The sequence below is a fragment of the Limoniibacter endophyticus genome (assembly GCF_014652835.1).
In the GTDB taxonomy this organism is placed as follows: Bacteria; Pseudomonadota; Alphaproteobacteria; order Rhizobiales; family Rhizobiaceae; genus Limoniibacter; species Limoniibacter endophyticus.
On sequence record NZ_BMZO01000004.1, the window covers coordinates 196,022 to 214,621 of the forward strand.

The window sequence follows — 18,600 nt, forward strand, 5'->3', positions numbered from 1 at the left end:
AGATCAGATCAGAGAATGCCAAGGCCGTTCGCCGGTCGTCAGTCCCGCTCGGCCAGAATATTGTCGAGTTTGGCCTGCTCTTCCGCGGACAGAGCGTCCGTCGCCTTCCGCGTCGGGCGGTTTCGGCGCGCAAGATAAATACCGCCCCCTGCAATCAGGATAATCAGTGCGGGGCTGGCCCATAGTGCGATTGTCTGCATGCTCAGGCGCGGGCGTAAAAGAACGAACTCGCCATATCGCGCGACGACATAATCCTTGATCTCATCGTCGCTGTCACCCGCTACCAGCCTTTCGCGCACGATAGCGCGCAGGTCCTTTGCAAGCTCGGCATTGGAATCATCGATGGACTGGTTCTGGCAAACCATACAGCGTAGTTCCGCCGAAAGTGCTCGCGCACGTTTTTCCAGCCCCGGATCGGAGAGAATTTCGTCGGGTGTCAGCGCATGTGTCGCTCCCATCAGCCCGCCGATCAATATCAGGGAAAGGGCAAAGCGGCGCATCATGCCGTGGCCTCCGCGCTTTTCTTCGCCTTGACGCGCGTCGGGGCGCCTACCCGAAGCCGCCGGTCAAGCAAAGACAGCGTGCCACCGATCATCATCACGATGGAGCCAAACCAGATCAAAAGCACCAGAGGCTTGTACCAGGCGCGCACGACGACGCCCCCGTCCTGTGTAGGATCGCCAGCCGAAACATAGAGCTGATTGACGCCAAAGGTGCGTATGCCGGCTTCCGTCGTCGGCATCTGGCGGGCGGGATAGACGCGTTTGGCACTCATGATGCCGCCCTTGCCTGCCCCGTTCTTGCTCACGTCGAAAATCACGCGATCCTCGACATAGTTGGGACCCTGATGAGGCTGCACGGCGCGCAGGGTCAGTGTATATTCGCCCACCTGCGTCGTTTCGTTGATCTTCAGCGCGGTCGTGACTTCGGTCTCGAAGGCCGTCACGCCGGTAATGCCGAGGAGCGTCACTCCAAGCCCGGCATGCGCAAGCGCCGTTCCGAAGGCGGAACGTGGCAGGCCCTTGAAACGCGCCCAGGCTACCGATGCCTTTTGCTTGCCTACCCCTGCGCGCTGCGCAAGATCGACGGCAGAACCGACAATGACGAACGTGCCTAGGCCGATGCAGAGTGCCGCCAGCAGCGCCGTACGGTCGACAAAGATCAGCGTCGTCAGAATAGCGGCGAGCGCTATCAGCATGGCGCCTGTCAGACGCTGGGTCGCAGCCCAGAGATCGCCGCGCTTCCACGCCAGTTGCGTTCCGAAAGGTACCATGACCATCAGCGGCAGCATCAATGGTCCGAAAGTCATATTGAAGAAGGGCGGGCCAACTGAAATCTTTTCGCCCGTTATGGTTTCCAGTGCCAGCGGATAGAGCGTACCGATCAGCACGGTCGCGGCCGCTGTGGAAAGGAAGAGATTGTTGAGTACCAGCGCGCCCTCGCGTGAAATTGGCTGGAAAAGCCCGCCGGTCGTCAGTGAACCCGCGCGGAATGCGTAGAGCGCGAACGATCCGCCGATGAAAATCATCAGAATGCAGAGAATAAAAATACCGCGCGTCGGATCGGTGGCAAAGGAGTGCACGGAGGTCAGCACGCCAGAGCGGACGAGAAACGTACCAAGCAGCGATAGTGAAAAGGTAATCAGGGCAAGAAGTACCGTCCAGACTTTCAGGGCAGAACGCTTTTCCATCACCAGCGCCGAATGCAGCAGCGCCGTCCCGGAAAGCCACGGCAGGAACGATGCATTTTCAACGGGATCCCAGAACCAGAAGCCACCCCATCCAAGTTCATAGTAAGCCCAGTAGGAGCCCATTGCGATGCCGCCGGTCAGAAATATCCATGCGGTCAGTGTCCAGGGGCGCACCCAGCGCGCCCAGGCCGCATCGATCTTGCCGTCAATAAGAGCAGCAACCGCAAACGAAAAGCATATCGAGAAGCCGACATAGCCGAGATAGAGCAGCGGGGGATGGATTGCGAGGCCTATGTCTTGAAGGAGCGGGTTGAGATCCTGCCCCTCGATCGGCGGGATGGCTGCACGTAGAAAGGGATTGGAGCTAGCCACTACGAAGATCATGAAGGCAACGCCAATCATGCCCTGCACGGCTAACACATTGGCTCGCAATGTCTGCGGTAGGTTCTTTCCGAACAGCGCTACGAATGCGCCGAACAGCACCAGTATGAATATCCACAAAAGCATCGAGCCTTCGTGGTTTCCCCAGGTGCCGCTGATCTTGTAGATGAGCGGTTTAGCAGAGTGAGAATTTTCTATCACGTTGATGACGGAAAAGTCAGACGCGACATAGGCGTATATCAACGCCCACAGGGATATGGCTATCAGCGCCAAGACGCTGATAGCAGCCGGTTCCCCCACCCGCATCAGTCGGGCGCTACCCATCCTTGAGCCGATCAGCGGTACGGTTGCCTGCACAACCGAAAGTGCAAGGCCAAGCCACAGTGCAAAATGTCCAAGCTCGACGATCATGGCAACGGTTCGCCTTCTTTCCAGACGCCGCGTTCCTTCAAGGAATCTGCGACCTCGCGCGGCATGTAATTCTCATCATGCTTGGCCAGAACCGTGTCGGCCATGAAAACGCCCTCTGGCGTCAGACTGCCTTCGGCGATCACGCCCTGCCCTTCTCGAAACAGGTCGGGCAGTATGCCAGTGAAGCGGACCGGTACCGTCGCGCCCATATCCGTTACCGCGAAGGAAACCTGTGTGTGTTGGCCCCGCAACACCGAGCCGCGCTCGACGATCCCACCAATACGAAAGCGCTGACCAGGTGCGACCGTTGTTTCCGCGAGATCGCTCGGCGAATAGAAATACGCGATCTTCTGGCTTAGCGCATAGGCGGTCATGCCGGCGGCCAACGCCAGAAACAACAACCCGCCAAGAATCACCGCCAGCCGCTTCTGCTTGCGTGTCATGCTTTATTCTCCAACGGCACTGCCTGCCGTAATTTCGCGTGCGAACCGTCTGAGGTTCGCGGCTTCGGAGCTGCCCTGTCCGAACGCGTTCACGCCCGAATTGAGCGCCTGCTGCGCCTCCGCATTGCGTCCCAGCACCGTATATGCCTGGATCAGGCGCTGCCAGCCTTGGAGATCGCGCGGATTGTCGCGTAATTTCTGCGCCAGCCCATCCACCATGCCCGCGATTGCCTGCGCCTGCTCGGCCTGCGGCATAGCAGCGATGGTTCCAGCCTGCTCGCTTGAAAGCACAGGCGCCTGTCCCGCCGTCGCAGTCGCACGTGCATTCACGTCGGCCAATGCCTGCACCGCCGCTTGTTGCCACTCCGAGCCTTCCGGTTCATCCTCACGAATGGCTTCAAGTTTCGCCTGCGCCTCGTCGGTTCTGCCGTCCTGCACATCAGCCAACGCCAGCATGAAACGCGCCTTTGGCATGCGTGGCTCAAGTTCCGCCGCCTTCTGTGCGTTTGCCTTTGCCGCGTCGTTGATGCGACCGCCCTCACGCATGATCTGCGTCTCGGCCAGGGCCACCAAAAGTGGCGCGCTTTCGCCGTCGATGCGGATGACTTCGCTGAAAGCCTTCTCCGCCTCATCGAAGCGACCCGTACGCAGATAGATCGGCCCCAGCACCTGCCAGCCCTTGGCGTCGTCGGGGTTCTCGCGCACATGCGCTTCGATACGTGCGACCATCGCAGGCGCATCGTCGGGGTTGATCGGCCCGCTCATGCGCAACGTCAATGGTTGATCGGGACGATCCGGTGCACCGAACAAGCTGTAACCGCCCCAGCTTACAAAGAGCACGACCAGCACCGCCAGCAAAGCGACCAGCCGTGTCATGCCTGAAGCCGTCTTGTCCCGTGCCCGGTTCTCGTTGGCACTGGCCAGAATGCGACGCTGGATTTCCAGCGTCGCTTCTTTTGCTTCCGCTTCCCCGATCAGCTCGCTGGCACGTTCACGCTCCACCTCTTCAAGCTGGTCGCGGTAAACGTCGATATCATTGGCCTCGCGCTCATCGTACACCTTGCCGCGCATGAAGGGGCGCAGCACGCTCAATGCGGCGACGAGAGTCATCAGCGCAGCTATCATCCAAAAAATCATAGCGCTTCCTTAGGTCAGCCGAGCTTTCCTGCCAAGGACGTTCGGCCAAAGATTAGAGCAATTCCAATAAAAGTGAGAACTGGACGCGATTTGTCGCACAATGGAAAAGCGGCAGGACGGCATTCGCCATCCTGCCGCCAGCAAGCTGATCTCGTGATTTCTAGTTCAATAGCGCCCAACTGCCGTCATTGTTGCGGCAGGCTGTGCCGCGTGCCGTCACCGGCGCCGCGCCCGATGCGGATATGGTGTTGGTGAACTGCCGGCAGTTCTGCGATCCGACGCTGTAAGGCGATGCCGCTTTCACCTCACCGCTCAGACGTCCATCACCCCAGGCGACAGGCTGGTTGGGTTGGGTGTGCTCCAATGCGCGATATTCTGCTTCCAATGCTTCCCGTCGCGCACCGCCGCTCAAACCTTTTACGATAGGTCCGCCAATCAGTCCTTGTCCGCTGGTCGGGATAGCATTTGAATCTGGGGACGCCAGCGCTGCGTTTTGCGTTTGCGATGTCCCCATTCCAGGTAATTGCGGCATGGAGGGACGCCCTGCGGAAAGACAACCGGCAAGACTGGCGCTTGCCGCAAAAACAAATGCAATTCGCGTTACATTGCTTAGAGAAATCGTCATCCGCTCACTTTCGAATCTGCATGACACAAACTTGTCCACCCATAATCTAGCGCATCGGTGTGACGATAAAAACGGCTTTTGCGTGTCAGTTCGCCACAATTCGCGGCAGTTCCACAACGACCTTCAACCCGCCCAGTTCCGAACGTTCAAGCTTTAGCGATCCTCCATATTCACTGATAAGATCGGCGACGATGGCCAGGCCCAGTCCCGATCCCGGCGTCGTTTCGTCAAGTCGGCGCCCGCGTTTCAGCACGTCAGCAGCCTTGTTGGCTGGAATGCCGGGGCCGTCGTCCTCCACGACGAACAGAAAATTCCTCTCGCCCTCAAGCATGGTCGAAATCCGCACTTCGTCCTTTCCCCATTTCATGGCGTTTTCGATCAGATTTCCGGCAAGTTCTTCCAGATCTTCCCGCTCCCCGGAAAATAGAAGCGCATCTTTTGTGAAATCGACTTTGAAAGCTTTTTGCTTGTCGAGCTTGCGCATTACCCGCACCATGCGCTCCAGCGTCTCGTGGACATCCGTGCGAAAAACCACGCTGTCACGTTGGGCTGCAATGCGCGCCCGTTGCAGATAATGTTCGACCTGGCTGCGCATGGCATTGGCCTGCTCTTCGATCAGCCTGCCCTTCTGCCCGCCGAATGCATGCGCCTCGTTGGTAATCACCGCAAGCGGCGTCTTCAGCGAGTGCGCCAGATTGCCCACCTGCGTACGGGCACGCTCCAGAATGCGCTTGTTATTATCTATGAGTGCGTTGGTCTCGTCTGCCAGCGGCTGAATTTCGGATGGAAAGCGCATATCCAGCGCTTGTGCCTTGCCTTCGCGAAGCTTCACAAGCGCATCGCGTACACGTGAGAGGGGCTTCAGGCCGGCCAGAATAATCGCCGCATTGACGAGGACGGTCCCGATGCCGAACAGTCCTAGATAGACCAGCAACTGCTTTTGCAGGCGCCAAATGTCATTCTCGAGGATGGAACGATTGCCGGTAATTCGAAAGCGCGCGACGCTATTGTCTTCGCCGAGAATGAATTCGCGCTCGAGCACTTCCAGCTCGTTTCCGGCAGAATCGACCGTGCGGTAATTGCGGGTGAAATTCGAATTGAACGGCACCTGCCGCGTCGAGGGTGAAGCGATTTCCTCCTGCAGGGAACTTGAGCGCATCGTGCCTTGCAGGCCGCCGACGATCGGCGTCACCGACCAGTACCAGCCCGAACGCGGCTCGGAATACAGCAGGCTGCCCAGATTGACGTTACCCTGGAGGCGGTTGTCCTCCGATACCCCGACGGCACCGACCATATTGGTCATATGCGCGTGGAGCAGGACGCGGAAGCCGCGTTCGCTTGCCTGTCGATAAAAGGCGGAAAATACCGCGATCAGGATGATCAGCGCGATCATGGTCCAGATTGTCGAAAGCGTCACAACCCGCACGCTTAGAGAACGCGGTACCAGCCATCCCGGCAACCAGTCCTTGCGCGGCATCGTCTCGCTCATCGAGTTATGCTTCTTCGCGCAGGCGATAGCCCAGGCCGCGCACGGTCTCGATAAGATCAACGCCCATCTTTTTACGCAAACGACCGACAAAGACTTCGATCGTGTTGGAATCGCGATCAAAGTCCTGGTCATAGAGATGTTCGACCAGTTCGGTGCGCGAGATCACCTTTCCTTGATGATGCATGAGATAGCTCAGCAGCCGCAGCTCGTGCGAGGTCAGCTTCAGCGTCACGCCGTTGATATCGGCGCGCGAGGCTTTCGTGTCGAGACGCAACGGCCCGCAAACTAGCTCCGAAGAAGCATGCCCGGCTGCGCGCCGGATAAGCGCACGCACCCGTGCCAGCACCTCTTCCATATGAAACGGCTTGGTCACGTAATCATCGGCACCGGCATCGATCCCCGCCACCTTGTCACTCCAGCGATCACGCGCCGTTAATATAAGCACCGGCATGACACGCCCGTCGCGGCGCCATCGTTCCAGGACGCTGATGCCATCCATCTGCGGCAGGCCAATATCCAGCACCACCGCATCATATGGTTCCGTGTCGCCGAGGAAATGTCCCTCTTCTCCGTCGAACGCCTTATCGACGACGTAGCCCGCATGGGTCAGCGCCTCCGTTATCTGGCGGTTCAGATCCTTGTCATCTTCCACGACGAGAACGCGCATGCTTCTTTTCCCAGTTAGCCTTGCGGCACCGTCACCTGTTCGCGGCGGGGGCGTTCGCCATCCCGGCCCGGAACCAGCACCACGATCTCGCAAACCGGCTGACCGTTACGCGAGCTTGGTACTGCGCGTACCAGCTCACCGCCGCGCTCTCGCGCGATGCTCTGGCCGATCGAAAAACAGTCGGCAGCCGCCGCACCTTCGGCGAAGGCCAGAAAGAGGATCAGCGTTGCTGCAATATGTCGGATCATGGTCATAAACCCCATCATGCTGACCCAGTCCTACATTGCAACGGCTGAACGCAGTCTGAATAGCACCTTTATGATTTATCGACAGGAGGCTGCCATTTATGGCGGTAGCTAGAGACCGATCCGGTCCTTCGCCCGGATACGTCCGAAGATCGCCACGATGCCGGCGCCAGCCGTGACGATCTGCAGCAGAGCATCGCTGATCACATCCGCGTCCAGAGCGGCGGTTGCAAGCCCCGCCGAACCGGCAATAGACAGCACCACCGTCACCAGCGAGGCGACGATAGTGCGAGAAAAATACCATGGCTTCAGATCGTTGTTCATAACTTCTATCTTTCTGATTCAAGGTTGGAATGTCTTCTCCGCCGCCAGTCCATAGCCAGCCGATGATGAATATTGCCGCACGCGAAGCAACAAGGTTTCCTCTGCTGGAAATTCGCCTTGCCGCTCTGTATCCGCGTAAAGAAAACGAGGCGCATCCACGGTCGCCGCGCGCCGTACTGTCCCGTGCGCATCGAGCAATTCGACCTCGTAGCGCTCGACGGACTCGCTCAGCGGAATGTCTTCCGATTCCCAGCGGTCCGCATCGATCCGCCCGCATCGTATCCACGTGAAGGCCAGACCCGTCGCCATACGGTGCATCCGCAGATGAACCGGAGCCAATGGGAGAGCCGCACGCACGCCACCCGTCTTGGTGTGCTCAGAGAAGCTCGCACCGCCGGATTCGTGACCTGTCGGCCCTAGACGCCAGTTGAGTTGCAAGCCTGCTTCACCGTCACGCAGCCCGCATGGCAAGACCGCATCGTCGAGCAGTATGAATGCCGCGTCTGCCTCGATGCCCGAGAGCATCGCATCGGTCGTTCCAGCCTGTCCCCGCAGCAAGCCGCTCAGGCGCCAGAGATCAGCTTCCACCTCATACGCTGTCTCGAATTGCAGCACCTCCCATGCGCCATTCCTGCATTTGAGCGCCGCTGCGTTCGCACCGGAGAGCAACCGCATTCGCGATACCGAGGAAAGAGCTGCACTTGCCAGCCGCACATGCACAGCCCCATGGGCGTCGATCGACCCCGGTTTTCCAAGCCCTGTCGCCTCGACGACTGTACCCAGCGTCGCCCGCTTTGCCAGACTGGCACGCATGACAAACCCTTGCGTATCCGGCGAAGCATATAGCTGAACGCCGCGCCACGGCTGGCTCCACGCTGCGATGCGGAACTGGCCAGCCGCAGCCTCGGCATCCGGCCACATCGGCAGATCAAGAAAATGAACTTCGGGTGGTCCATAAGGACCGCCTGCCTGCCCGCCTCCATAGTCCGTGTCTGGAATAGCGCTACGCACCGGCAGGGGGCGAACCCGTCCGATCCGCCGCGCTGCGATGCGCCGTACCAGCCCCTCCTCCACCTGTTCTACGAGATAGCGGTTTTCCCCGGTCCGCTCAGGGAGGCGAATGACATCGCCGGCCCGCACCAGATTTCCGTCATGTCCTGTCGCCAGTGCGATCGTTTCACGTCCCGACCATTGCCGCTCGAGCGAAGCCTGTGCCAGCACTTGCGCCTGACCCTCTTCAAGCACGATCGGAATATTCAGCGCCTGTTGCTGGCGCGCCTGCGTTTCCGCGCGCAAGGCGGTGGCGCTTGCCGCCTGATACTCGATCAGCGGATCATGGAAACTCAGGACGGTTTCGCGCACGAGTTCATGTTCTGGCTGGGTTTCACGCTGGAATACCGGTTGCTCACCCTCCAGAGCCAGCGCATCAAGATCCACCTGCGTCCCCCGCCCCTCATTCCGGAAGACCAGCCGCCCGCCATTTTCGGACGTGCTCAGACCATAGAGCTGGACCAGTGGCTCCAGCGCCGCCCTTGCGCTTGAGGGGCGCTCCAGCACATAGCCATGCATTGTTCCATCAGCAGCCACCTCTGGCATCGCGAGCCCGAAGTCGCGGCAGATTGCTATAATCACCTCATCCAGCGCCACGGCAGACAGTCGACCGTTCAGCCAATGGCCGAGTCGCCAATTGTCACCATCGCGCCAAATATCCTTTGCCAGCGGGAAGGCAGGAAACGGCCTCGAATCCCAGGCCCATATGAAGACGCGCCCGGCATCGACCATGCCCCCAGCATAGACGGGGGAATGCGGATTGCGCTCCTCATCAGACCATTGGCCAAGATGCGCTTCGAGATAGCGCAGCATGGCAAGGTCGTCACGTCCGCCGTTCGAAAAGTAAGGACGCGCCCCTTCAGACGATTTCGGATCGGGAAAGACGTTCGGCTGGTTCGGTCCCTTATCCACCGCCGGACAGCCGATTTCCGTCATCCAGAACGGTTTAGACATCCGTTGCCACGCGGTCGGCGCTGCTTTTTCGATGCCGCCAATCCGATCATAATGCGCATTTGTCCACCATGCGCGCAGGTCCTTGTAGCGATAGACCCAGTGCTTGCCATATGCGCCGTCGGTAATCGGTGTTCTGACCCGCGCCAGACGATCGGCGTCCGAGGCATAATACCAGTCATATCCTTCGCCGCCCGCGATCATGTCCTGAATCCGCTTGCGATCATAGGGCGCTGAAAAGCCATCGGGATTTGCAGTTTCCGTATCTTCGTCACGCCAATCCGAAAGCGGCATGTAATTGTCGATGCCAACTGCGTCGATGGCTGGATGCGCCCACAGCGGGTCGAGGTGAAAATAGAGATCGCCGCTGCCGTCCGCGGGCTGATAACCGAAATACTCGCTCCAGTCGGCGCCATAGGTCAGGGCAGTTTCCGGCCCCAGAACGCTTCGCACCTCCTCCGCCAGAGCGCATAGTTTTTCCACGAACGGGAACCGTCCCTCGTCATCGCGAACCTGACTCAGGCCCCGCAATTCCGACCCGAGCAGAAAGGCATCCACTCCGTCGGCAGCGCTCGCTATCTGCGCATAATGCAGCACCATGCGCCGATAGCCCCAGTCGCGTGCATAAAAAGCCTCGACCTGCGCCCGGCCTGCCGCCGTCTTGTCCGCTGTCTCCGGTCTTCCCGCAGCCGGATAGCAGGTAATGCGTCCGCGCCATGGATAGGCGTTTTGCGTTCCCTCCGAATAGGGATCGGGCAGCATGTTATCATGCGCGACGTCCATCATCACGAACGGATAGAGCGTCACTTTAAGCTTGCGCGCCTTGATGGCTCTGATCGCCTCCATGACACTCACGTCCGATGGCGTTCCGCCATAGGCAACCGCTCCTTCATGCCGCGACACCTCCCGCGCCTCGGCACGCGTCACGCCATCGACCGACCAGATTTGCGAGTAGGTTCCGGTCTTGTCCGCCACCATTGGACGCACCTGGCATTCTCCAGCGCGCAGATCATTGCCGAACCAGGTCACGACCAGCGCGACATTTTCCAGCTTCGGGCATAGCGCCTGCAATTCGTCGAGTGATGCTTCGAAGTCGGTGCGTGCCGTCAGCACGTGGCGATTGACCGCTTCGTCCTGCCCTTTTCGCACATGCCGCGTCACCAGCGACGTTGCCAGCCCATATTCCGTCGAGCCGGGGATCATAGCCACGGCACGAATGTCGGCTGCCACCCTTCCTATAGGGCGCATCACCTCGAACTGGATTTGCGGCAGGCGATTGCCATAAGCGCTGATCGGCAAGCTTTCGAACACGACGTAAGCGGTGCCGCGATAGGCTGGGGCGTTGTCTTTGCCCTGTTTGACCTCGATTAGCGGGTCAGGCATCTGGTCAGGTGTGCCGCGATAGACGCGCATTTCCACTGTCGTCTGGTCGAGTTCCTCACCATCCGCCCAGATGCGGCGAATGCCGGCGATCTCGCCCTTGCACACCGCGAAGGCGGCGTTGGCATGATAGCTGTATTCCGTCACTTTTGGCCCGCCCTTGGCGCCTTGCCGCGAACTCTGCGACCTCTCTTCAAACCGCGTCGCCCAGATCAGTGTGCCTCCAAGCCGCGCAGTCCCGTAAAGCTTCGGCAAGGATGCACCTTCCTCCGCGCTGAAGGCTCGTGCGCTCGAGAGCCGGGGGCCTTCGTAGGACTGCGTGGAAGCAATCAACGCCCGGTCGATGGCATAGCCGGCAAGTGCCCCCGCCGCCTGGCCGATGGCGGCACCGACAGAGCCGAAAAGACCGCCGGCGAATGCACCGGCAGCCTGCAAGACGATAGTAGCCATCGCTTCAGATCCTGATTTCGTTTATTCTGTTAAACAGCTGGCGGGAAAGCGAAACTGGCAGCAATCTTGCGCTCCCATGCCGGTACTAACGGCGAAGAGACCACCGCGTTGCCCTCATAGGCATGAATGAAGCGCTTCCCTTCATCGAGAATGCCCATGTGGCGAACGCCCAGATGCGCGCGCCATCGAAACAGGATAAGGTCGCCCGGCTGCGGCTGCACCACCGGCACGCAATGCCGGGCCGCCGCCTCAAGCATTCGCTCTCCCTCCCGTGCATCCCAGTCTCGCGCATAGGGAGCCGGTCTTTCCGGTTCCCGGCCATAGAGCGTACACCAGATACCGCGCACCAAGCCGAGGCAATCGCAACCCACGCCCTTCACGCTCGCCTGATGGCGGTAGGGCGTGCCGATCCACGTCCTGGCCTCATCCAAAACCAGCGTCCGCATCATGGCACCAGCGGCGAGCCATCGAACACGGCATGCCCCGTACCACTGACATAACCATAAGCGGCATCATTGCCCGGCAGATGCGGGAAGCCCTGGAAATTGAGCGCATTGGCAAACTTTGTCTTGCAGCTGGAAAAGCGTTTGTCGCATCCGGCAGCGATGCGGAATGCCTCGCCCGTTTCTGCCGTCAGTCTCGCATCGGCGCGAAAGGTAATTATTACCCCTTCCGTACCGCGTACATGCGCCACGACGAAAAGCCGTTGCCCATTCTCAAAACTCAGCCACCCATGATCGAACCACCCTTCGGTGAAGCCATCCAGCCCGCTGACGCGAATGCTCGTCTGGCCCGTCATGGCAGTCACGGCTCCCCTTGCATGGTAGGCTGGATGGTTCAGGTCCACGCGGCACCGTTCGTCGCCTAGATTTGCGTCGCATTGCCTGCGAATGAAGCGTCCCATGGGCTTGTCGAGCACATGCTTCGCGCTGACCAGCTCGGCCACGAAGCGCCCGTCCGCACGCGTGATCTTGCCGATCTGCGCAGCCCGCAGCAGCATGCGTTCCTGCGGCTTCCTCCAATTGACCAGCCACATCTCGACGCGCGCGCCATCATAGGCACCGGCGTCGATTGCCGTTTCGTCGATCCTGCTGGATGATAATGCGCCCTCGATATCCGTCGTATCGACACCGAGTCCCAACCGTTCTCGCGCTTCGCTGGCGGAAAATCCTGCCTCCGGCAAACAATCGACGTCTTCAAGGTTCAACGCCCGATCATGATCCGTGTAGCCCTCACGCACGCCGTCATTGCGCGCGATGATCCAACAGTGGCAGGCGCTCGTCACAGCTCCCGCCAGATGTGTTCTCAGCGCATCTTCGCTCATGGTTTGACCTCGATAAGGGGAATGCTCGGCGCGATGCCGGCGCGAAACGAGGAAAGGTTGAGCACCAGCCTTTCCATGTCGAAGCGCACCGGCACATCGAACAGAAATCCTGCGGTTACGCTCTGTCCGGCCATTGGTGCAACATCGAAGAGAACTGTCCCGCCCTTCAGCGTAAAGTCGGTTGTCTCAGCCCCATCGACGGCAGCGCGAACACTTCCTGCCACCGGCTTGTCGATGCCACGGCGATAGGCATCCGCGCCGACGCCATACTGCTTTACCAGCGCAAAATGTTTCGTTTCGCCATCACCCACGCCTAAAACCTGATCGAGCGGCGTCACCTGCCTCGCAGATCGATGATCGAAGGGATCGCGAAACCGGAACCCGTAAAGCGATCCGTGTCGCGCCTCGAAGAACTCCGCCACGGTTTGCAGATCTTCGACCGCCCTCATTCCGCTCCCCGCATCGAAGTGTCTGCGACTGTCAGCAAAGCGCGCATTGCGCTTTTCGTGACCGGATGTCAGCGCGACGATCTCGTTCCTGCGTTCCGGACCGCCCGTGGTGTTGAAGGCGATCGACAGCGGGAAATCCACCTCATGAAATCCGTTGCTCATCGCAAGGCTCCTCATAATCCGCGTGCGCCGCGCGAAACAGCGCGCGCCAGCATGGTTGTGATCTGCGCTTCCGATTTGCGGAAGGAGGCTGCGTCGGTTGCATTTACGTTGAGGGTCACGTTTACCGGCTGCCCTCCCCCCGACATGGCAACGCCCAGCGCCCCGTCCGCCCCGCGCCTCAGCGGCATGATCGCTTCCGCGCCCGCCTCGCCCATCAAGCCGATACCGCCGCCGAGCGGGAAATAGCTCGGCGCGTTCACCACCCCACCTTTGGCAAAAGGCGTGACTTTTCCTGCAAGAGAGCCAAGCAATGAACTCATCCAGCTACCCGTCAGGTTCTGCAAGGGAGAGAGCCCCTGAGTTAACGCCATGCCAGCCAGATTGCCTGCTACGGAGCGCAGCACTTCGTCCAGTTCGCGACCGCCCACCGTCGCTCCCCTCAAGGCCCCGGTCATTTGCCGTCCGAAGCCCTCCGACAGTTTTTCCAGCGATTGCAGCGCGTCAGCAAGTGGCGCGACGTCTGCCTCCACGGCAACCATCATCGTCTCGTTCATCGTCTTGGTCCTTAGAAGTCAGGATTTATCGGGGAAAGCGCGCATCAGTGCGTGCAGGCGCTCGCGCGGCAAAACATTTGGCCTGGGCGCATAAATCAAGAACGCAGCCCGGATCTCGGGCAGCGTCATCATCCAGAAGTGGTTCGGGGAAAGCCGCAGCAGCCCAAAGCCCAGCGCCATCAGGCGCTCCCAGTCGAGGAGCCTCGGTTGTTCCGCTGCGGCTTTTAAGGGTGCTTGTGCTCAGCTCCTGCAAGCTCCAGATCAGCATCCCGTTCCTGCCGCGGTATCGGCGCAGGACTGGTTTCCACAACGTCGCCTGCAACATTCTCCTTGCCGAAGGTCACAGTCAGAAGCTCGATCGCGATCTTCGCCATGCCGGCTGCGCCACCTTGCGCCTGCAAAGTTGCGACCTGGTCGTCGGTGACCCTGTTGCCTGCCCCGCGTAGACCGGCGCCGAGAATGCGGATGAGATCACTCGAGGAAAAGCGCCCCGTCGCGAACCGGGCGATCAGAGCGTTGATATCCTTCTCCGCAAAGCTATTTTCCAGTTCTGCTAGTGCACCGAGGGTCAGACATAGCTTGTACTCTTGCCCGCTTAAGATCGCGGCTATTTCACCGCGCAGTCTATTCGCCATTTTCACAATGCCTCGAATGCGATTTCACTTGCGGATTCCAGCGCTATATCAAACGTTATTTCACTTGTGTGACTAGCGCCATATTCGAGTGAAACAATTTGAAATAATCCAGTGATAGATCCAAAATCCGGGATAATGAGCTGCCATTTACGCAGCGCACCCTCGAAAAAGACCTGTCTGGCTATTTCATCCGTGCCGCTATCCTTGAATATTCCGCTGCCGGAAACTGTGGCGCGGCGCAGTCCCCCGCGGTCGAGAAGTTCGCGCCAGCGTCCGGCGGAATCGGCATCGGTCACGTCGACCGTCTCCATATTGAAGGCCAGCCGCTTCGTTCGCAAACCTCCCATCGTCTGAAAACTGTTCGTTCCATCCACATCCATTTTCACGAGAAGGTCCTGGCCTCGCTGGGCGCCCATCATGCTTCCTTTCGGATTAGCGCCCGACGGCGCAAAAGCAAAAAAAACGCGAGTCCGCTCCGTGGCTTGACGCCTGAAGCTGGCACGCGGGTTCAAATGTCTGAGAAATTGATTCAGTCGGACAGTTCTATCAGCGCCCGATAGCGCATCAGTCCGCGATAAAGCATGAGATCGTCGTCATACCGAACTTCCGAGTAACTCAGCCCCAGATCCACGAGACGCAAGCTCGAAAGTTCGGGACGAAGCGCCAACCGACGGTTCACCTGCTCCATGATAGCATAGACGCATTCGCGGCTTGGATCGCGCGACCAGATATGCAGGCTGAAGAGATGTTCGCTGCCTTTTTCGCTGGCAGTCGACCAATCCGCGACGTCGGTCTGCCCGAAACTGATATAGGGAAATTGTGCGCCGCTCGGTGGCACATCATAAATAGCCGTCCCAAGCTCGGCTTTGATGGTCGAGTCGGCAGAGAGCGCTGCATAAATCGCTTTCTGCAACTCAGTTGCGGCGCGTATCATGGCTCGTCTCCGCATCATTCCGTTTCGCTTCCAGCGCCTTGCCCAGACGGGCGCGGCCGCGTTCCCAGCTGCGTCTTTCCCCGACCTGCCGCTCTTCATGCCGCAGCCGTTCGACAATCTTGCGCACATTCACATGGACGCGCAATTTCATCGACCGTCCTCGCGCACCAGGCAAACGAGATAGCGCCCGCTCTCATCCGGATCATGAATGGTTTGGATGTCGAACGTGCGACTGCCGCGTCGAAAACGCATCCCTGAACGCACGTCGCTCCTGAAACGCAACGTAATTCGGTGCGTTACCAGCGGCATCTGCCGATCGCCCGCCGTCATGGCGCGCGCGTTTACCGGCTCGATCATTCCGAAGCACAGCCCCATCTCTTCCCACCCCTCCTTGCGCCCGCCCATCCCATCGGATGCCCTGCCGCGCGCCAGCAGTAAGAATTCCGCGCGAAGCCGTCCCGGATCAATAAGCAATCCCTGCATCAGAGCCTCCTGTCGCGGAATTTAGAGACCAACCGCACGAAGCTGTCCGGATAGCCCTTGGCTTCTCCCTTCAGGCTTGCGCGATGCTCATACCAATAGGCGCAAAGGTTCAGCATCGCCTGTCGCAACAGGCCTGGCATTTCTTCCGCACTTTCGCCGAATCCGGCAATGAAATCGATCTCGATGGCGGCAGCCTTTCTCGCTCCCCCGTCGACGACGAAACGTGCCGGTCGAGTCTCGGCGCTCAGTTTCCAGTCGGCGGCGCCGAGAGAAAACGCGTTGCCGTCACGGTCGTAAATCGTCACCGTCTCGATGCTGCGTAGCGGCCAGACCTTGAACGTGAATTGTCCGAAGCGCGGCATGTCATCCGCCGTCAGTCGCCATGGTTGCTCGACCAGCGCGCAGCCGGTCGCAAGTTCCACCTCCTCGATTGCAGCATCGATGAACCCTTCGAGATAGAGGTCTTCGCTGTCATGGCCGAGCCGCAAATGCGCCTTCAGATCGGCAAGCGTCAGCGCTCGCCCTACCGGCTCTCCGGTGCGAAACTGAATCATTTTTCTGGTCCAATACTTTGATTTATTTAAGCTTATTGAGCGGATGCCCGCCTCTATGGCCAAGTCGAGGGCGGGCACCGGTTTTCGCCTGTGCTTTAGCGTGAGGCCTAGGCCTCGAATTTCAGCAGCTTGATCGCGTCGAAATCCTGCACGCCGCCGCCCACACGCTTTGTCGTGTAGAAGAGCACGTAAGGTTTGGCCGAATAAGGATCGCGCAGCACTCGAACGCCGACGCGATCGACCACGAGATAACCGCGTTCGAAATTGCCGAATGCGATTGCAGGCGATCCGGCGGTCATATCCGGCATGTCCTCAGCCTCGACCACGCCGAAGCCCAGCAGCGAAGCACGCGCGCCGGCAACCTGCGGCGGTTGCCAAAGATAATTACCGTCCCCGTCCTTCATCTTGCGCAAGGATGCTTGTGCCTTGCGGTTCATCACCCAGTTTGCGCCTTGGCGGTAGCCTGCCTTCAGCGCATAGACAGTGTCGATCAGAACATCTGCCGGATCGGTCGCAGGCAAGCCACCCGCAACGCCTGTAGCGATCGTACCGATCTTTCCCCAGCTCCAATTGGTTTCCGCCACCTGATCATAGTCGAGAAACCCGCGCGGCTGGCTCACTCCGTCTCCCATGATGAAGGCAAGTCCCTCCTGTTCAGCAAAAGCCTGCTCCACTTCCCCGGAAATCCAGCCGTCAAGATCAATCACGGCATCATCCAGCAGGCTCGCCGTCGCCGCTGGCATCGCATAAAGCTCCATTGTCGGGAATTGCAGCTCGGCCAGCGTCGGCGCTGCCGTTTCCGGTCGTGCCGCCGTTTCGCCCACCCAGCCGACCGCGGGTCCGCCAATCGCGAAGGGCTTTTTCAGCACAGCGCCCGAAACCTGCCGCACGCTGGCAATCGAGCGTATGGGAGAAAGCTTCGCCAGACGTGCGCCAATGGCGTTTTCCGTCTCTTCCGGCACCAGATAGCCGCCATCCTGACCGGTCGCGCCCGACATGGCCTTTTCCTCGATACCGCGCAGACGGCGCTCGTCGCCACGCCGCACATAAGCCTCGAATGCCTGCTTGTGCTCGACGCGTGTCGGATCGGCGCCTTCACGTCCGCCATCCAGTGCGGGGCGAGCGTTCTTCAGGGCCAGCCGGTCGAGGCTTTTCTTCTGCGCATCCAGCGCCTGGGAAATGCGCTCCACCTTTTCGCTCGTCAGTACGTCGGCGCTCATGCGCTTTTCGATCTCGCCTAGACGCTCGTCATTTGCGTCCTTGAACATCTCGAAGGTCGTCATGAAATCGGAAAAAGCCTGGCCAATCGTCTCGACCGACTTCAATTCCGGTGCCTTTTCAGTGGTTGCGGTCTGCATATGTTGTTCCTCGTTTAATGGTATTGCTGGCATGTCTGATGATCTTGATGAGTTCGCCCGGCGGGCTCGCCATTACCCGCGTCTTGACGGTGCGGATGCGTGCCTGCGGCTGCATAGGAAAGGTCACGATGGAGATTTCCCAAAGGTCTGCTTCCAGAATGCGCCGTACGCCAGGCGGCACGTCCTTCCTGGCCCGCATCGTCTGAAATCCAATGGAGAGACCGTCGAGCGCCCCTGCTCTCATCAGCTTGTGGACGTCCTCGGCTAGTTGCGTGCCGAGCGTCAGGCGGCCGCGCACGAACAGCCCCGTCGCATCTTCCTTCAGCTTCAGCCATGTGCCGACAGGTTTGCTGGGATCGTGCTGATAGAGAAGCCGGACGCCCTTGTTGCCGCGTTTTGCGATCGAACGCGCGAACGCACCTTTGTCGATAACGTCGCCCGAGAGATCAACCTTGCCGAACAGGCTGGCATAGCCGCTGAATGTGCCGTCCTCCTCCACCGCTTCAAGTGCCAGGTCGACGAATTTGCGTTCATGGAACACACCGTTCATGGCTGCTTCTCCTCCGCAGCCCGTCCGAACTGGCCGAAGAAGCGCATCAGGATTCCCAGCCCCCACCAGGCGCAAAGACTCGCCGCTGCGGAGCCGGAAAGCATCAGCTCTGCTGGCCCAAGCATCCCTTCTATCCCAAGTTCCGCCGCCAGCTTCACGCCGGCAGCACCACCGAAAACCAGCCCGCAGGCCACGCCGACTGCAAATCGTATCGCCGCCTCCCGCCGCCGTTGCGGCAACAGGAAGGCCAGCGAAATTGCGGAACCGGCGATCGCGCCAAGTCCCTTGACTACCCATAAAGAGGCAGCCTCGCTCATCTCTGTCATTTTGGGTTCCTTGCCTGACCGAGTCCGA

General features: G+C 59.6%; 23 protein-coding genes and 1 pseudogene. All 24 read right to left on the reverse strand.

Features of this window, described 5'->3' with window-relative positions:
- Positions 1-38: 38 nt before the first annotated feature.
- Positions 39-503 (reverse strand): cytochrome c-type biogenesis protein, encoded by a 465-nt coding sequence (locus IE151_RS07420; protein WP_189489361.1) that lies wholly within the window; start codon positions 501-503, stop codon positions 39-41.
- Positions 500-2,482 carry a heme lyase CcmF/NrfE family subunit gene (locus IE151_RS07425; protein ID WP_244636649.1) on the reverse strand — a complete coding sequence of 661 codons (1,983 nt, stop codon included), beginning with the start codon at positions 2,480-2,482 and terminating at the stop codon, positions 500-502. The genes IE151_RS07420 and IE151_RS07425 overlap by 4 nt, the downstream gene beginning before the upstream one ends.
- Positions 2,479-2,925 (reverse strand): cytochrome c maturation protein CcmE, encoded by a 447-nt coding sequence (ccmE, locus tag IE151_RS07430; RefSeq protein WP_189489362.1) that lies wholly within the window; start codon positions 2,923-2,925, stop codon positions 2,479-2,481. Before ccmE ends, IE151_RS07425 begins: the two co-directional genes overlap by 4 nt.
- A 3-nt stretch (positions 2,926-2,928) precedes the next feature.
- Positions 2,929-4,062 (reverse strand): c-type cytochrome biogenesis protein CcmI, encoded by a 1,134-nt coding sequence (ccmI, locus tag IE151_RS07435; protein WP_189489363.1) that lies wholly within the window; start codon positions 4,060-4,062, stop codon positions 2,929-2,931.
- Between the two features lie 160 nt (positions 4,063-4,222).
- Complete coding sequence (locus tag IE151_RS07440; protein ID WP_189489364.1) at positions 4,223-4,687, reverse strand: RT0821/Lpp0805 family surface protein; 465 nt, start codon at positions 4,685-4,687, stop codon at positions 4,223-4,225.
- 85 nt (positions 4,688-4,772) lie between these two features.
- Positions 4,773-6,176 (reverse strand): ATP-binding protein, encoded by a 1,404-nt coding sequence (locus tag IE151_RS07445; protein ID WP_244636650.1) that lies wholly within the window; start codon positions 6,174-6,176, stop codon positions 4,773-4,775.
- Between the two features lie 4 nt (positions 6,177-6,180).
- Positions 6,181-6,843 (reverse strand): response regulator transcription factor, encoded by a 663-nt coding sequence (locus IE151_RS07450; protein ID WP_189489365.1) that lies wholly within the window; start codon positions 6,841-6,843, stop codon positions 6,181-6,183.
- Between the two features lie 14 nt (positions 6,844-6,857).
- Positions 6,858-7,109 carry a hypothetical protein gene (locus tag IE151_RS07455; protein ID WP_244636651.1) on the reverse strand — a complete coding sequence of 84 codons (252 nt, stop codon included), beginning with the start codon at positions 7,107-7,109 and terminating at the stop codon, positions 6,858-6,860.
- A gap of 90 nt (positions 7,110-7,199) precedes the next feature.
- The gene (locus tag IE151_RS07460) at positions 7,200-7,412 is read right to left on the reverse strand and encodes a hypothetical protein (RefSeq protein WP_189489366.1); all 213 of its coding nucleotides are present in this window, start codon (positions 7,410-7,412) and stop codon (positions 7,200-7,202) included.
- Between the two features lie 18 nt (positions 7,413-7,430).
- Complete coding sequence (locus IE151_RS07465; protein ID WP_189489367.1) at positions 7,431-11,243, reverse strand: baseplate multidomain protein megatron; 3,813 nt, start codon at positions 11,241-11,243, stop codon at positions 7,431-7,433.
- Between the two features lie 29 nt (positions 11,244-11,272).
- Positions 11,273-11,692 (reverse strand): NlpC/P60 family protein, encoded by a 420-nt coding sequence (locus IE151_RS07470; RefSeq protein ID WP_244636652.1) that lies wholly within the window; start codon positions 11,690-11,692, stop codon positions 11,273-11,275.
- Entirely contained in the window at positions 11,689-12,567 is an 879-nt protein-coding gene (locus IE151_RS07475) for a DUF2163 domain-containing protein (protein WP_189489368.1), read from the reverse strand. Before IE151_RS07475 ends, IE151_RS07470 begins: the two co-directional genes overlap by 4 nt.
- Positions 12,564-13,178: a DUF2460 domain-containing protein gene (locus IE151_RS07480; RefSeq protein ID WP_189489369.1), complete on the reverse strand. Its 615-nt coding sequence runs from the start codon at positions 13,176-13,178 to the stop codon at positions 12,564-12,566. Before IE151_RS07480 ends, IE151_RS07475 begins: the two co-directional genes overlap by 4 nt.
- An 11-nt stretch (positions 13,179-13,189) precedes the next feature.
- A complete protein-coding gene (locus tag IE151_RS07485) occupies positions 13,190-13,732 on the reverse strand; it encodes a phage tail tape measure protein (protein ID WP_189489370.1) in 543 nt (180 codons plus the stop codon).
- 18 nt (positions 13,733-13,750) lie between these two features.
- Positions 13,751-13,918 (reverse strand): annotated as a pseudogene (locus tag IE151_RS07490) (phage tail assembly chaperone); the annotation flags it as partial.
- 38 nt (positions 13,919-13,956) lie between these two features.
- Entirely contained in the window at positions 13,957-14,373 is a 417-nt protein-coding gene (locus tag IE151_RS07495; protein ID WP_189489372.1) for a gene transfer agent family protein, read from the reverse strand.
- Complete coding sequence (locus IE151_RS07500; protein ID WP_189489487.1) at positions 14,370-14,783, reverse strand: phage major tail protein, TP901-1 family; 414 nt, start codon at positions 14,781-14,783, stop codon at positions 14,370-14,372. The genes IE151_RS07495 and IE151_RS07500 overlap by 4 nt, the downstream gene beginning before the upstream one ends.
- A gap of 113 nt (positions 14,784-14,896) precedes the next feature.
- A complete protein-coding gene (locus IE151_RS07505; protein ID WP_189489373.1) occupies positions 14,897-15,301 on the reverse strand; it encodes a DUF3168 domain-containing protein in 405 nt (134 codons plus the stop codon).
- Positions 15,282-15,452 (reverse strand): hypothetical protein, encoded by a 171-nt coding sequence (locus IE151_RS07510; RefSeq protein ID WP_189489374.1) that lies wholly within the window; start codon positions 15,450-15,452, stop codon positions 15,282-15,284. Before IE151_RS07510 ends, IE151_RS07505 begins: the two co-directional genes overlap by 20 nt.
- Complete coding sequence (locus IE151_RS07515; protein ID WP_189489375.1) at positions 15,449-15,784, reverse strand: phage head closure protein; 336 nt, start codon at positions 15,782-15,784, stop codon at positions 15,449-15,451. Before IE151_RS07515 ends, IE151_RS07510 begins: the two co-directional genes overlap by 4 nt.
- Positions 15,784-16,338 (reverse strand): head-tail connector protein, encoded by a 555-nt coding sequence (locus IE151_RS07520; protein ID WP_189489376.1) that lies wholly within the window; start codon positions 16,336-16,338, stop codon positions 15,784-15,786. Before IE151_RS07520 ends, IE151_RS07515 begins: the two co-directional genes overlap by 1 nt.
- Before the next feature lie 107 nt (positions 16,339-16,445).
- Positions 16,446-17,696, reverse strand: coding sequence for a phage major capsid protein (locus tag IE151_RS07525; protein ID WP_244636653.1), 1,251 nt, complete (start codon positions 17,694-17,696; stop codon positions 16,446-16,448).
- Positions 17,677-18,246 carry an HK97 family phage prohead protease gene (locus IE151_RS07530; RefSeq protein ID WP_189489378.1) on the reverse strand — a complete coding sequence of 190 codons (570 nt, stop codon included), beginning with the start codon at positions 18,244-18,246 and terminating at the stop codon, positions 17,677-17,679. The genes IE151_RS07525 and IE151_RS07530 overlap by 20 nt, the downstream gene beginning before the upstream one ends.
- Positions 18,243-18,572, reverse strand: coding sequence for a DUF6107 family protein (locus IE151_RS07535; protein ID WP_189489379.1), 330 nt, complete (start codon positions 18,570-18,572; stop codon positions 18,243-18,245). The genes IE151_RS07530 and IE151_RS07535 overlap by 4 nt, the downstream gene beginning before the upstream one ends.
- Between the last annotated feature and the right edge of the window lie 28 nt (positions 18,573-18,600).